The sequence below is a fragment of the Streptomyces sp. NPDC056527 genome (genome assembly GCF_042794475.1).
Taxonomy (GTDB): domain Bacteria; phylum Actinomycetota; class Actinomycetes; order Streptomycetales; family Streptomycetaceae; genus Streptomyces.
Map to the genome: position 1 here is coordinate 1 of NZ_JBHTTQ010000143.1, position 14,831 is coordinate 14,831.

Annotated in this window: 7 protein-coding genes and 1 pseudogene; 2 read left to right on the forward strand and 6 right to left on the reverse strand. The window is 72.3% G+C overall.

The features are described 5' to 3' along the window. Positions 1–399: 399 nt before the first annotated feature. The 6 genes from ACFQ7Q_RS35030 to ACFQ7Q_RS35055 all read right to left on the reverse strand — a co-directional run bounded on the left by ACFQ7Q_RS35030 (position 400) and on the right by ACFQ7Q_RS35055 (position 12,931). Positions 400–2,211, reverse strand: coding sequence for a GMC oxidoreductase (locus tag ACFQ7Q_RS35030; RefSeq protein ID WP_383562374.1), 1,812 nt, complete (start codon positions 2,209–2,211; stop codon positions 400–402). 40 nt (positions 2,212–2,251) lie between these two features. Continuing rightward, positions 2,252–3,880 (reverse strand): succinic semialdehyde dehydrogenase, encoded by a 1,629-nt coding sequence (locus tag ACFQ7Q_RS35035; protein ID WP_383562376.1) that lies wholly within the window; start codon positions 3,878–3,880, stop codon positions 2,252–2,254. Between the two features lie 154 nt (positions 3,881–4,034). Then, the gene (locus tag ACFQ7Q_RS35040) at positions 4,035–5,645 is read right to left on the reverse strand and encodes a serine/threonine-protein kinase (protein WP_383562378.1); all 1,611 of its coding nucleotides are present in this window, start codon (positions 5,643–5,645) and stop codon (positions 4,035–4,037) included. Between the two features lie 168 nt (positions 5,646–5,813). Beyond that, positions 5,814–8,444: a protein kinase gene (locus tag ACFQ7Q_RS35045; RefSeq protein ID WP_383562380.1), complete on the reverse strand. Its 2,631-nt coding sequence runs from the start codon at positions 8,442–8,444 to the stop codon at positions 5,814–5,816. A 175-nt stretch (positions 8,445–8,619) separates the two neighbouring features. After that, on the reverse strand, positions 8,620–10,959 hold the full coding sequence (locus tag ACFQ7Q_RS35050) for a protein kinase (protein WP_383562382.1): 2,340 nt from the start codon (positions 10,957–10,959) through the stop codon (positions 8,620–8,622). Positions 10,960–11,224: 265 nt separating this feature from the next. Continuing rightward, on the reverse strand, positions 11,225–12,931 hold the full coding sequence (locus ACFQ7Q_RS35055; RefSeq protein ID WP_383562384.1) for a glycerol-3-phosphate dehydrogenase/oxidase: 1,707 nt from the start codon (positions 12,929–12,931) through the stop codon (positions 11,225–11,227). 226 nt (positions 12,932–13,157) lie between these two features. Between ACFQ7Q_RS35055 and ACFQ7Q_RS35060 the strand changes: the two genes are divergently transcribed. After that, positions 13,158–14,399 (forward strand): nucleotide sugar dehydrogenase, encoded by a 1,242-nt coding sequence (locus ACFQ7Q_RS35060; RefSeq protein WP_383562386.1) that lies wholly within the window; start codon positions 13,158–13,160, stop codon positions 14,397–14,399. Positions 14,400–14,506: 107 nt separating this feature from the next. Beyond that, positions 14,507–14,831: pseudogene (locus ACFQ7Q_RS35065) on the forward strand (hypothetical protein); the annotation flags it as partial.

Here is a 14,831-nt window from a genome sequence, read left to right on the forward strand (position 1 = left end):
GGGGGGGGGGCCCGGGGGGCCGCGGGGGCCCCACCGCAACCGGTCGAGACGGATGCCCGGCCGCACCCGTCCAGCACGATGCGAGACACCCACACCCCATCCCACTGTCCCTCGCACCTCCTCACCACACCCGCGGCGCAACCCCCCGGCGCCGCTCCCCTCGGCACCGCCGCTGCCCTGACACCGGTGCCGATCTCCAAGGGCCCCGCCGCGCGACCGGAATCGCGCAGCGGGGCCCTTGCGTACGAGACCTCCGACGTGACGCGCGTCACATGACTTTTCCGTACGTCGCCTACAACCAATCCCGCTGGCCACAGGTCATCTATGCAGCACCACCCAGAAGCTGGAGAGGCGCTGCACTCGGAGGGGGGTGCAGCGCCTCTTCCATGTCTTCTCCCGCTATGACTTCTTCGGCGGCACGGCTGGCATTCCCAGGAACGGCAGCTTCAGCGCGCCGAAGGCGTCCGCCGGGACCGCCGGGGCCTTCGGGGCCACCGCCGCCAGGCGCGCGTACGCCTCGCCCTGAACCGGCCGCTGGTCCTCCTCGCCCTTGTTCGGCCAGAACGACATCGCACGCTCCGCCTGGGCCGTGATCGTCAGCGACGGATTGACCCCGAGGTTGGCGGAGACCGCCGCTCCGTCGACGACCGAGATACCCGGGTGCCCGAAGAGCCGGTGGTACGGGTCGATCACACCGGACTCGGCGTCGGCGCCGATCGGACAGCCGCCGAGGAAGTGCGCCGTGAGCGGGGTGCCCATCAGCTCGCCGATGTTGGAGCCGGCGAAGCCGTTGATCTCCTCGGCGAGCAGGGAGGCCGCCCTGGTCGCCTCCGGGATCTGGTTCGGGTTGGGCGCGCCATGGCCCTGGCGGGCCGTGAGGAGGCCCTTGCCGATGCCGCCGGGCTTGCGGAACGTCGTCAGCGAGTTGTCCAGGGACTGCATGACGAGACCGATGATGGTCCGCTCCGACCAGCGGCGGTTGGAGAGGGCCCGGATCGCGAGCGTGGGGTGCTTCGCCATCTGGAGGAGCCAGTTCCGCACCCGGTGCGCGCCGTAGGGCACCTGGAGGATCGTCATGCCGCCCATGGCGTTGGAGCCCTTGCCGTAGCGGACCGGCTCGATGTGGGTGTTCTCGTCCGGGTGGATCGAGGAGGTGATCGCCACTCCGCGCGTGAAGTCGACCTTCTCCGCGCCGTGCTTCTTGCGGTAGCGCCGGTCGGTGGTCTGCGAGCCGACCAGTGCCTCGGAGTTCGTCCGCGTCAGCTCGCCGAGACGGCCCGAGATCCGGGGCAGCAGACCGGTGTCCTTCATCCGGTGCAGCAGCGTCTGCGTCCCGTACGTGCCGGCCGCGACGACGACCCGCCGGGCCGTGAAGGTGCGGCCCTTCCCCTTCTTCTTGTCGTCGGTGGGGAGGGTCTTGACGGCGAAGCCGCCCCGCGAGTCCTCGGTGAGGGCGACGACCGAGGTCATGGGGTGGACGACGGCGCCGGCCTTCTCGGCGAGGTAGAGGTAGTTCTCGTTGAGGGTGTTCTTGGCGCCGTGGCGGCAGCCCGTCATGCACTCGCCGCACTCGGTACACGCCTTGCGCGAGGGTCCCGCGCCGCCGAAGTACGGGTCGGCGACCTCGGCGCCCGGCTTCGCCTCGGCCGTACCGTCTGCGTCGTCCCCATCTCCGAAGAAGACGCCGACCGGTGCCATGTGGAAGGTGTCACCGATCCCCATGGCCTGCGCGGTGGCCTTCAGATGGACGTCCGAGGGGGTCGTCGTCGGGTTGAGCCGGACGCCCAGCATCCGCTTGGCCTGGTCGTAGTAGGGCGCCAGCTCCTCCTGCCAGTCCGTGATGTTCTTCCACTGCGGGTCGTTGAAGAACGGCGCGGGCGGTACGTAGAGGGTGTTGGCGTAGTTCAGGGAACCTCCGCCCACGCCGGCGCCGGCCAGCACCATGACGTTGCCCAGCAGGTGAATGCGCTGGATGCCGTACAGGCCGAGGGCCGGGGCCCAGAGGAAGTTCTTCAGGTCCCAGGAGTTCTTCGGCAGATCGGCCCGCGCGAAACGCCGGCCCGCCTCCAGGACGCCGACCCGGTAGCCCTTCTCCGTCAGGCGCAGGGCCGTGACGGAGCCGCCGAAGCCGGAGCCGACGACGATGACGTCGTAGTCGTACGCGTCGTCCTCTTCCTGCTCCCGATTTTGGGAAGGGGGTACCGCGGTCATGGCTCTCCTCGTACGAAAGGTGCGGAATCGGGCAGTGCTGTCAGCGCAGGCGCAGGGCCTTCATCGCCTTCAGGGACAGGCTCATGAACGCGGCGTACTTCTCGTCGTCCATCCCGAAGGAGGGGGCGAGCGGGATGAGCCGCTGCTGGGCCACGGTCTGGGCCTCGGTGAACTTGAGGATGCCCTCCGAGCCGTGGCGCCGCCCGAGCCCGGAGTCCTTCATCCCGCCCATCGGCGCCTGGACGCTGCCGTAGGCCGGGGCGTAGCCCTCGTTGATGTTGACGGTGCCGGTGCGCAGCCGGGCGGCGACGGCGTGGCCGCGCCGGGAGTCCTTCGTCCAGACCGAGGAGTTGAGACCGTAGGGGGTGCCGTTGGCCAGCGCGACGACGTCGTCCTCGTCCTTGAAGCGGTAGATGGAGACGACCGGGCCGAAGGTCTCCTCGGTGCACACGGCCATCGGGGCCTCGACGCCGTCGAGGATGGTCGGCTCGTAGAAGAGCGGGCCGATGTCGGGGCGGGCGACGCCGCCGGCGACGAGCGTGGCGCCCTTGGCGACGGCCTCCTCGACATGCTTCGTGACCGTCTCCAGCTGCCGCTCGCCGACGAGGGATCCCATGTCGGCGCCGTAGGAGAGGGAGTTGCCGAGCCGCATCGCCTTCGTGCGGGCGGCGAAGCGGGCGACGAAGTCGTCGGCGATCGACTCGTGGACGTAGAGGCGCTCGATGGAGATGCAGAGCTGTCCGGCGGAGGAGAAGCAGGCGCGGACGGCGCCGGCGGCGGCCTTCTCTATGTCGGCGTCCTTGAGGACCAGCATGGCGTTCTTGCCGCCGAGCTCCAGGGTCACGCCGACGAGCCGGGCGGCGGCGCCCTGGGCGACCTCGCGGCCGGTGCGGGTGGAGCCGGTGAAGGAGACGTAGTCGGCGTGCTTGACGACCTCGGGGCCGACGACCGGTCCCTCGCCGATGACGACCTGGAAGACCTCGGCGGGCAGCCCGGCCTCGATGAGCAGGTCACGGGCCCACAGGGCGGTCAGCGCGGTCTCGGTGTCCGGCTTCATCACGACGGCGTTGCCCGAGACGAAGGCGGGCAGCGCGTCGCCGACGGACAGCTCCAGAGGGTAGTTCCAGGGCGCGATCTGGCCGACGACTCCGCGCGGCTGGCGCAGCTCGGTGACCTTGGTGAGGGTCGGTACGACGCCGGTGTGGTGCTTGGGCCGCAGGTAGGAGGGGGCCTTGCGGCCGTAGTGGCGGGCGGCGACGGCGACCGCCTGGACCTCCTCGTGGGCATGCAGACGCGCCTTGCCGGTCTCCAGCTGGATGAGGTCGAGGACCTCGGCCTGGCGCTCGAGGACCAGGTCGTGGAAGCGGAGCAGCACCGCGGCGCGGGCGCGGACGGGGGTCTCGGCCCAGGCGGCCTGGGCGGCGCGGGCGCGGGCGAAGGCCTCGGCGACGTCCTCGGGGGTGGACTCGGGCAGTTCGGCCAGCTTCTCCCCGGTGAAGGGGGTGTGGTTCGCGGTGCGGCCGGAGCCGACGACTCCGCGGGTGAGCTGGGCGACCACCTCCGGCGTGACCACATCGGCGGCGGTGCGGACACCGGCCGGCGAGGGCGCGAGGGGGTTCGTGCCGGTGGCGGCGGGGGCCGGGGTGGTGAGTGCCTGCGAGTCCGTCATGAGGGCGAGAGTAGGCCGCAATCCGGCCTTTGGGTACCCGTCGGTAACGCGTTTTCACCGGGTGCGCACAATCGCGCCAGCGATCGCTGGCACATAAGCCCTGATCAGGGGCTTACGACGGGCGGGAGGGCGATTTCGCGGATTTCCGGCCCGGTCAGTCGCCCGGCGCTCGCCAGTGCTGCAGGACGACGTCGAACTGTTCCCGGGTGGTCTCCCAGCTCGACTCCGGCGAGGCCATGTACAGGGCGTACTCGGTGCCGTCGTCCGTGAAGTACAACTGGTCGATGGCATGTCTCGGGCCCGGGAACTCCTGCTTCTCGTACCAGGTGAACTCCCACCGGGCGGAGCGGACCTGGTCGCGGTAGGTGTTCTGGTTCAGCTTGATCCGCTTGTACTGGAGCCGCTTCTTGAGCGTCTTCTCCAGATCCTGCACATGCATGTACGGGTTCTCGAAGTCGGGCGTGCGGTCGACGCTGATCCGGATCCGGTGACGTCCGTTGTCCGGCGTGTAGTCGATGCTGTCGCCCTCCGTCTGGCGCTTCCAGCCCTTGGGCACCGCGAGGCTGAAGCCCTTGGGGTCCTCGACGCGGTGCCAGCCGGCCGGGAGGGCGTCCTCGGCGGGCTTCGTCACCTCGGGCTGCGTGCTGGAGGCGTCCCCGCCCGCGCCGCCGCCACCGGAGTAGTTCATGGCCGCGAAGACGGCTCCACCGGCGACCAGGCCGGCGAGAACGGCCGCCAGGACCGCCGAACGCCACCGACCCCGCCCCTTGGTCTCGGACGCTCCGGGCCGGGGCACGACGGTGGGGGTGGAGACGGGGGTGGCCGTGGCGGGCTGCTCCTGCGCCGGGAGCGGAGCGGTCGCGGAGGCGAGCTCCTCCTGCCCCACCCGCCGCGTCGGTACGTACGCCTGCGCGGCCTGGGGCGTACGGCCCTCCATGGCGTCGAGCAGCATGCGCTCGGCCTCTTCCGCCCGCGGCCGGTCCGCCGGGTCCTTCCGGAGCAGCGCGACGATGACGGGGGCCAGCGCGCCGGCCTTGCCCGGGTGCGGCGGCTCCTCGGTCACCACGGCCTGCATGGTGCTGATGGGCGAGGTCCGCCGGAACGGCGAGGTCCCCTCCACCGCCGTGTACAGCGTCGCGCCCAGCGACCAGAGGTCGGAGGCGGGGCCTGGATCCCCGCCCCGGACCCGCTCGGGCGCCAGATAGTCGATGGAGCCGACGAGTTCACCGGTGCGGGTGATCGTGGAGTCGCCTTCGATCGCGGCGATGCCGAAGTCGGTGAGCAGCACCCGGCCGTCGCGGGCCAGCAGGACGTTGCCGGGCTTGACGTCCCGGTGCAGGACGCCCGCGGCGTGCGCGGCGCGCAGGGCGCCGAGGACGTGCAGGCCGATCCGGGCCGCCTCGCTCGCCTCGATCGTGCCGGCCTCCTTGGCGGCGTCCGCGAGCGAGGGCCCGTCGACGTACTGCATCACGATCCACGGCCGGTCGTCGTGCTCCAGCACGTCGTGCACGGTGACCACGCCCGGGTGCGTGATCCGGGCAGCGGCCCGGGCCTCCTTCTGCGTGCGGGCATGGAGAACCAGCCGGTCGGCCTCGGCGACGAACCGACCCGCCGTCAACTCCTTGACCGCCACCACCCGGTGCAGGACCTCGTCGTGCGCCCGCCAGACCTTGCCCATGCCACCACGACCGATGGTCTCGGCCAGCCGATAGCGACCGGCGAGCAGGAGTCCCGCCGCGGTGTCCGCACTTTGTGAATGTTCCACTGTCCCCCGCCTGTTCCTTCGGATGCCAGGTTACGGAGGGAGAGACGGGGTACGGAACATCGGGGCGGGCAAAGGAACAGCACTGTGACCAGGCCGACGGCGACCGACGCTTTTCGGCCACGTTTGCGAGGGTCGTCCGGCCCGGTTTCGGGGGCTTTCGGCGCGAGGTCAGCGGGTCGCCCGGTACGCCTTCACCGCCTGGTCGTAGATCTCCGACACCTTGTCGCGCTCGCTCTCCGGGCCGATGACCTGCACCACGTGGTAGCGCCCGGCATGGATCAGGGCGAGGTTGCGGACGAAGACGTCCCGCCCGGTGGTGTCCTGCCAGGTGAACTGGCCCACCGCCATGGCCTGCTGGCCGACATCGATCCTGCGCAGCCCCGAGGCGCTGGACCAGGAGGAATCCCGCCACGGCTGGAGCTCCCGCTCCTTGGTGCGCTGGTACGCCATCGGGTCGGAGCCGTCGGTCTGCACGGTGTCCCTGCCGGGGACGACGATCAGGGTGAAATCGCCTCCGGTGTAGCGGACTTGACCGGCGTCGTTGATCGGGCTGCGCCGCCAGCCCTCGGCGACACCGATCTGGAAGCCCTCCGGGTCCTTCCGCAGGGTGTATCCGGCGGCGAGGGCGGGCGCGCCGGGGTCGGCGGGCGGCGGGGTCGTCTTCGCGGCGCTCGGCTTGGGGCTCGGTGTGGCGGGCGGGGCGGACGGGCCCGTGGGTTGCATCCCGGCGGGCCGGTTCGAGGGGCGGCCCGCGGGCTGTTCGCCCTCGGCGCCTTCCTTCGGCATGAACATCACGGCGTACGCGACCACTCCGGCCAGCAGCAGGAGGATCAGGAGCAGGAGCGTACGCCCGAGGGAGCGCGGGGAACGGGCGCCGCCGCTCGCGCGGGGTGCACGTGGCGCGCGCTGCGGGAGCTCCTCGTGGAAGTGCTCCTGGCGGAACTCGTGACGCTGCGCGCCACGACGGTCGTCACGGCGTCCGTCACCGCCGTCGCGGCGGTCCGGGCGTGCTCCTCGGGGCTCCTTGCCCTTCCGGTGACGGTGGCGGCCGGCGGCCGCTCCCCCACGGCGCCTGCGCACCAGCTCACCGCGGCGGCGCACCACGGGCAGCCGGGTCGCGTCCACGGCGGGCAGCGGAACGATCCCCAGGCCGGCCTCGGGCTCAGGGGCGGACCGGACGAGCGAGCGCAGCCAGCCGCTCAGCTCCTCGAAGTCGGGGCGCTCGGTGGGGTCCTGGCGCAGCAGGGACTCGACGACCGGGCGCAGCGGGCCGCACTCCTCGGCGAAGGCGGGGGGCTCGGCGCAGACGAGCTGGACGAGCTCGGCGGCGTTGTCCTCGGGGTACGGGGCGTGGCCCTGGACCGCGCGGTAGAGCAGCGCGCCGAGCGCCCAGAGGTCGGTGGCGGGGCCGATGGGCGGGGCGAGCCGCCAGTTCTCGTGGACCGGTCCCGCCTGTTCGGGCGCCCAGCGTTCGGTGACGGCGCCGACGACCGCGATCCGGGCCTGCCGGGCCCGCTCGCTCGCGAGGCGGGTGTCCGGGCCGCGGTAGACGCCGGCGGGGCCGGTCGCGTCGGCGGGAGCGTCCCAGCCCCCGGACGCGGGTGCCGGCACGGGCACGGGCTGCCGAGGGGCGGGCGCGGGGGTGTAGCCGGCCGGGAGGGCGGGGAGCGCCGGGCTGGGAGTGGAGCCGCCGCCCGCGGGGATGGGGCCGGAGCTGTCGCGCGAGGCATGGGGGCCGTCGCTCCAGGATCCGGCGAGCAGCGCACGCGGCGGCCCGCCGCCTTCGGCCCCGTACCCCTTCCGGTACGGGGCCGGGTACTCGTCGTCGGTGTCGTCCTCGTCGTCCTCGTCCGCGGCCTGGGACCACCACTGCGGCTCCGGGCCGAGCCCCTGGGCCGGAGCCGCGGGAAGCGCCCTTTCGGGCTCGCGCTCGGGCTCGGCCTCGGGGGTCGGGCGCTGGACCGGGACGGCCCCGGTGTCGCCGATCCGCGCCGCGGCTCGGGCGCCCGCCCGGTAGGCGGCGATGGCACCCGCACGGGCCGCTCGCACATCTCCCGCGGCCGGGCCCGCTCCCGGCAGTTCGGGTCGCGCGCCCGCCTCGATCTCCGTACGCCCGCGTGCTTCCGGCACGGCCGTGCCCGGCGCGGGTTCCTCGGGTCGCTGCTCGTACGGAGGGGCGTGACCGGCCGCGCCCTCGTCGTCCTCGGCGAGCGGCACCGGCGCGTAGCCGCACAGGGCCTCCTCCGCCGCACCGGCAGCCAGGCCGGTCAGCACCACGCGGCCGTCGTCGCAGACGAGCACGGTCCGGGTGGTGATGTTCCGGTGGGTCCAGCCGTGCGCGTGCAGGGCACGCAGGGCGGTCAGGACGTCGGAGCCGATCTCGGCCGCGCGGTACGGGGAGAGCGGGCGCTCGGCGAGCAGCGCGGCCAGTGGCCTGGCGCCGACCAGTTCACTCACTATCCACAACGAGCCGGCCTCCGCGAACACGTCGAAGACCTGGTCGAGGCGCGGGTGGTCGGGGATCTGCGCGGCGGCCTGCGCCGCCTCGACGGCCCGCCGCACCGCGGGATCCGCCGGCCTGCGGGTCGCACCGCCGTGGCCACGGTCCGGCCGGTAGAGGGAACCGTCGGCGTCGAGGAACTCGGCGTCGACCACCTCGGGCAACGGCACCTGTCGCACACGGACTTCCTGCCCGCTGTAGGTGTCGAAGGCCCGCGTCTCCACGAGCTCGTGGGTGTCCGAGGAGGAAAGAGGCAGGCGGTAGCGCTCGGCGAGCACCCTTCCCGCGTAGTCCTCCACGACGCCTCCCCACCGAGCGCGCTGTCCCCCGGGTCCCGCCTACCCCGTGGGGTCCCGTTCAGCTCATGGGATCCCACGGATCACGCGAAACCGTCAATTCCGGTCCGGGTCCGTGCAGTTAACGGCTCTGTTCGGCTGCGTACGGTCCCCGGCCTCTCACGATACGTGGCGCCGGTCAGTCCTTGGGGCTGAACGTGGCGAACGCCGTGTCCCGCAGCGTCTTGCAGGCCGGGGCGTCCCACTCGGCCGCCTTGCAGCTCACCATGATCGAGTAACCGCGCTTGGCGTCCACCTTGAAGCCCCGGTTCAGTATCCGGATCCTCATGCCCTTCTCGGTGCGCTCGAACTCCCAGTCGGCGACGGTCGGGTACCCCTTGTACGAGACGGGCTTGATGGCGATGTGCCGGTAGCCGTTGCTGGTGGCGGCGACGCCGGCCATGGCAGCGGACCAGGCGCTGGCCGCGTCGTCCTTGGGGTTGTTGTTGAAGTCGACCTGCACGCGGGGGTACCCGCCGTCGGCGTTGAATATCCCGCCCGAGTTCCGGCCGGCGATACCGTTGAGCCGGAAGGTGGCCGGCATCGCCATGGTGAAGTGGAACTGGTTGTTGGTCACCAGCGTGTAGCCGGCGGGCAGCTGGGCGCCGCCCGCTCCGGGCCCGGCGGTGCTCGGCGCCCCGGAGGGCGTACCGGTCTGCCCGCCCGAGCCCGAGCCCGAACCGGAGCCCGAACCGGGCTGGTCGCCGCCCTGTTGGCCGGGATCGCTCGGCGTCGTGCCCTGGTCCTTGCCGTCGCCGTTCCCGGCGGTGGCGCCGGCCGAGGCCACCTTGTTCCCGCTGCCCGTGCCTCCGCCCTTGTTGTCCTTGCCCTCACCGTCGCCGTTCAGCGCGACGGCCAGGATCGTGCCGAGGAGCGCCAGGACCACGACCGCGGCGATGATCACCAGGGTCCGGCGCGGCACGACGTCGGTGAGCGAGGCCCGCGGCTGCGCCGGCCGGTTCCCGCCGTGGAGCGGCTCCGGCTTCGGCTTGGCCTTCTGCTCGGGCTTCGCCGCGGCGGCCGCGTTCCGTACGGACCTCAGCGCACCGCGCACCCGGTCGGCGGCCGCGTCGGCGCCCTTCTCCTTCGCGGAGGACGGGGCGAACGGCGGCGTGGGCGGGATCGGCGGAAGCGGCACCACACGGGTGGCCTCCGGCGACGGCTCGGCCTCCGGGACGGGAGCGTCGAGCACGGCCCGGAGCAGCACCCGCGCGCCCGCGTCGTCGAGGCGCTGGGCGGGGTCCTTGGCGAGCAGGCCGTAGATGACCTTCTCCAGGAGCGGCCCCGCGTTCTTCGGCGGGTCGACGGACTCGGTCATCACGGCGGTGAGCGTCGCGATCGCGGAGCCCTTGTCGTACGGCGGGCTGCCCTCGACGCTCGCGTACAGCAGTCCGCCCAGCGACCACATGTCGGCGGCGGGGCCGGGCTTGTGGCCGCGGGCCCGCTCGGGCGAGATGTACGAGGGGGCACCGACGAGCATTCCGGTGGAGGTGATCGACGGGTCGCCCTCCACCTGGGCGATACCGAAGTCGGTGAGGACGACCCGGCCGTCCTCTGCGATCAGCACGTTGGACGGCTTCACGTCGCGGTGCAGGATGCCTTCGCGGTGCGCGGAGCGCAGCACGTCGAGGATCGCGAGGCCGACCTCGGCGGCGCGGTGCGGAGTGAGCGTGCCGTCCTCGCGCACGGCGTCGGCGAGGGACTTGCCCTCGATGAGCTCCATGACGATCCAGGGACGGTCGTCCTCGTCGACGACGTCGTAGACGGTCACGGCGCCGTTGTTACGGATCCGGGCGATGGCCTTGGCCTCGCGCAGGGTCCGGGTGATGAGGCGTCGCTTCTCCTCTTCGTCGATGCTGTTGGGGAAGCGCAGCTCCTTGACGGCGACGGTGCGTCCGAGCGTCTCGTCGACCGCACGCCACACCGTGCCCATGCCACCGCGGCCGAGCACCACGCCCAGCCGGTACCGCCCGGCCAGCAGACGCCCCTCGGCCGTCGCCGCCGCGCTCCCCGCCCCGGAGCGCCCCGAGCCCCCGGCCTTCCTGGGCGCCGGCGTCTCGGACCTGGGCGCGTCGGCCTTGGGCGCGTCGGCCTTGGGAGCCACGTCCCTGGGCGCGTCGGCCTTGGCCGCCTTGTCCTCGGGCGCCTTGCCCTTGGGTGCCTCGGCCTTGGGCGCGTCGGCCTTGACCGCCTTGCCCTCGGGCGCCTCGGTCTCGGGCGCCTTGTCCCTGGGCTCCTCGGCCTTGGACACGCCGACCTTGGGCGCCTCGCCCGCAGGCTTCGAGTCGGACTCGACCCCCGCCGTGTCACCGGTCCCGGTGGGCTCGGCCGACGTGGCCGAATCCTTTCCGGACGTCACCTGCGGCTCCGCCTCACGCGCCGCTGGAACCACACCTCGGTCGCCGTCGGTTCCGGCACCCGCTGCGGCGTCCCGCCGAGGATCCCGCGCCGTGTCCCGCGACTGCTCCGCCTCCGACATGCGTCCCCTCTGCGATCCCTGATCTCCGCCCGCGTCCGACGCTTCCCGCGCGATGCGGTAACCCACCCTGGAAGAGAGCTCATTGTCTCTCACTCAGGGACCGATACCGATCCCGGGTCCGCACTCCGAGAGGACGGCCCGGAGGAAAGCGCTCCCACCATGGCACCCGACGCCAAGGCAGCCCTCCCGGGTTCCCCGTCCGCACGAACAGGATGCAGCAACCTCCCCCAAGAAGCCCCACCCGAGAACCGCTTCTGCCGATGCGTCAGATCGGAACGATGTCCGGAGCTCCGAGCCGGGCCGCGTCCGCCGTCAGGTCGTCGGGCTGCCGCTGCGACTCCCGCTCCGCCTCCACCCGCTTGTCGTAGTGCTCCACTTCCTTCTCGATCTGGTTCTCGTCCCAGCCCAGGACCGGCGCCATCAACTCCGCGCACTCCCGGGCGCTGCGCGTCCCCCGGTCGAAGGTCTCGATCGAGATCCGGGTGCGTCGGGTCAGTACGTCGTCCAGGTGCCGGGCCCCCTCGTGCGAGGCCGCGTAGACCACCTCGGCGCGCAGATAGTCCTCGGCCCCGGTGAGTGGTTCGGCGAGGCTCCGGTCGGCGGCGATGAGTTCCAGGACCTCCTCCGCCAGTGACCCGAACCGGTTGAGCAGATGCTCGATGCGCACCACATGGAGGCCCGTCCGTGCGGCGATTCGGGCCCGCGCGTTCCACAGCGCCTTGTATCCCTCGGCGCCCAGGAGCGGGATGTCCTCGGTGACGCAGGCCGCGACCCGCTGGTCGAGCGCGTGGACGGCCTCGTCCACGGCGTCCTTGGCCATCACACGGTAGGTGGTGTACTTCCCGCCGGCCACGACCACGAGACCGGGAACCGGGTGCGCGACGGTGTGCTCGCGCGAGAGCTTGCTCGTGGCGTCCGACTCGCCGGCCAGCAGGGGCCTCAGCCCTGCGTAGACCCCCTGGACGTCGTCCCTGGTGAGCGGCACCGCCAGGACGGTGTTCACACGCTCCAGGAGATAGTCGATGTCGGCGCTGGACGCCGCCGGGTGGGCCTTGTCCAGGTCCCAGTCGGTGTCCGTGGTGCCGACGATCCAGTGCCGTCCCCACGGGATCACGAACAGCACGGACTTCTCGGTCCGCAGGATCAGTCCGGTATTCGAGTGAATCCTGTCCTTGGGCACCACCAGGTGGATGCCCTTCGACGCGCGTACATGGAACTGCCCCCGCTCCCCGATGAGCGCCTGGGTGTCGTCCGTCCACACCCCGGTCGCGTTCACGATCTGCTTCGCCCGGATCTCGTACTCGCCGCCGGCCTCCACGTCCTGGACGCGAGCGCCGACGACCCGCTCGCCCTCGCGCAGGAAGCCGATCACCCGCGCACGGCTGGCGACCTTCGCGCCGTAGCTCGCGGCGGTCCGCACGAGCGTGGCGACGAAGCGGGCGTCGTCCATCTGGGCGTCGTAGTACTGCATCGCCCCGACCAGGGAGTCCTTCTTCAGGCAGGGCGCCACGCGCAGGGCGCCCTGCCGGGAGAGATGGCGGTGGACCGGCAGGCCGCGGCCATGGCCCGAGGAGACGGACATCGCGTCGTACAGCGCGACGCCCGAGCCCGCGTAGAACCGCTCCCAGCCCCTGTGCTGCAAGGGATAGAGGAAGGGCACCGGCTTCACCAGATGCGGTGCGAGCCGCTCCAGGAGCAGCCCCCGCTCCTTCAGCGCCTCCCGCACCAGCGCGAAGTCCAGCATCTCGAGATAGCGCAGACCGCCGTGGATGAGCTTGCTCGACCGGCTGGACGTCCCGGACGCCCAGTCCCGGGCCTCCACGAGGCCGGTCGAGAGGCCTCTCGTGGCCGCGTCGAGCGCGGTCCCGGCGCCGACCACTCCGGCGCCCACGACCAGCACGTCCAGTTCGCGCTCCGCCATGCCGGCGAGCGCTTCGGTGCGCTCGGCGGGTCCCAGTGTCGCTGTCCTCACCGCTGCCTCCCGTCGTCCCCCCGCGTGATCGGGCTCACAGACTCGATTCTGTCCCGGCCCTCCGACTTCAGCCACCGCCTGTGGATAACACTCGGCGACCTTCGACCTCACAATGCCGCGTATCGGTCATATTTACGCCTAGTCTGACATTGCGCTCAACCCGTTCTGTCCACCGGGGTTGCGCGTCTCGTCCCCTCCGGCTACTGGGAAGGACGGCCCACCCTTCATGCCCGCTGATCTCGCCGTCATCGGCCTCGGCCACCTCGGACTCCCTCTCGCCCAGGCCGCCATCGCCGCCGGCATCGACACCATCGGCTATGACACCTACCCACGCCCCGTCGCCGAACTCGCCGCCGGCCGCCCGCCCGTCGACGGCTCGCTCACCGCGTCGGAGATCCGCCGGATGCTCTCGGGGGGTTTCCGGCCCACGACCGACCCGGCCGAGCTCGGCCGGGTCCGCACGGCGGTCATCTGCGCCCCGACCCCACTCGGCCCCGACCGCACCCTCGACCTGACCGCCGTCACCGACGCCGCCCGCGCCCTCGCCGCGAAGCTGCGCCCCCACACGACGGTCCTGCTGGAGTCACCCGTCCCACCCGGCACCACCGAAGGTGTGCTGCGGGACGTCCTGGAGGAGGGCTCGGGGCTGCGCGCGGGGCGCGACTTCCACCTCGCGTACTCCCCCGGCCGTCTCGACCCCGGGAACCGCGTCCACGGCTTCGCCGGCACCCCCAAGGTCATCGGCGGCCTCACCTCCGCCTGCACCGAGTCCGCCGCCGCCTTCTACGGCCGGCTCACCGACAAGGTGGTACGCGCGCGTGGCCCGCGCGAGGCCGAGACGGTCAAGCTCCTGGAGACCAACTTCCGGCACGTCAACATCGCCCTCGTCAACGAGATGGCGGTGCTGTGCCACGAACTCGGCGTGGACCTCTGGGACGTCATCCGCTGCGCCGAGACCAAGCCCTTCGGCTTCCAGGCCTTCCGCCCCGGCCCCGGAGTCGGCGGCCACGGCGCCCCGGTCGACACCATCGGCACCCACCGCCCGCTCCGTATGGTCGAACTGGCAGGCCAGGTCAACGAACGGATGCCGCAGTACGTCATCCAGCGCTGCGCCACCCTCCTCAACGAGCACGGCAAGTCGGCCCGTGGCGCACGGGTCCTTCTGCTGGGGGTCACGTACAAACCCGATCTCGCCGATCGCGAGGGCTCGCCGGCCGACGAGATCGCCCGCCGCCTGATGGACCTCGGCGCGGTGGTCAGCTACCACGACCCCCATGTCCCGGACTGGCGCGTCCGCGACCTCCCGGTACCCCGCGCGGACTCCCTCTACGAGGCCGCCGCCCACGCCGATCTGACGGTCCTTCTGCAGCACCACCGCACCTACGACCTCCAGGGCCTGGCGGTCAAGGCCCAACTCCTCCTCGACACCCGCGGCGCCACGCCGGCGGGCGCGGCCCACCGCCTCTGAGTTCCCGGCGGCGGCGTGGCGGGGTACGGGGTGGGCGCGGCGCCGTCGGCGCGGGCCTCTACGGCGGTCTCGCCGGGGCCGTCGACCGCGAGATCGGCTACGCCGCCGTGGGCGTCGGCTTCCTCGTCGGCTTCGCCGCCGGCAAGGTCGGCGGCGCCAACCCGGTCCTGCCGGTCGTCAGCGCCGTGCTGTCGCTCGGGGCCGTCCACCTCGGCCAGCTCCTGGCCATCGCGATCATCGTCGGGAAGACGCTGGACACCTCCCCCACGGACATCGTCTTCGACGACTTCGCTCTTCTGACGGATGCCTGGAGCGAGGGCAGCGACTTCATGACGCTCCTGTTCTTCGCGCTCGCCGCGTTCGCGGGCTCGAAGAAGGCCGCTCAGTGGCGACGCCGTACGCAGAGGGGCCCCGCACCGGCTGGTGCGGGGC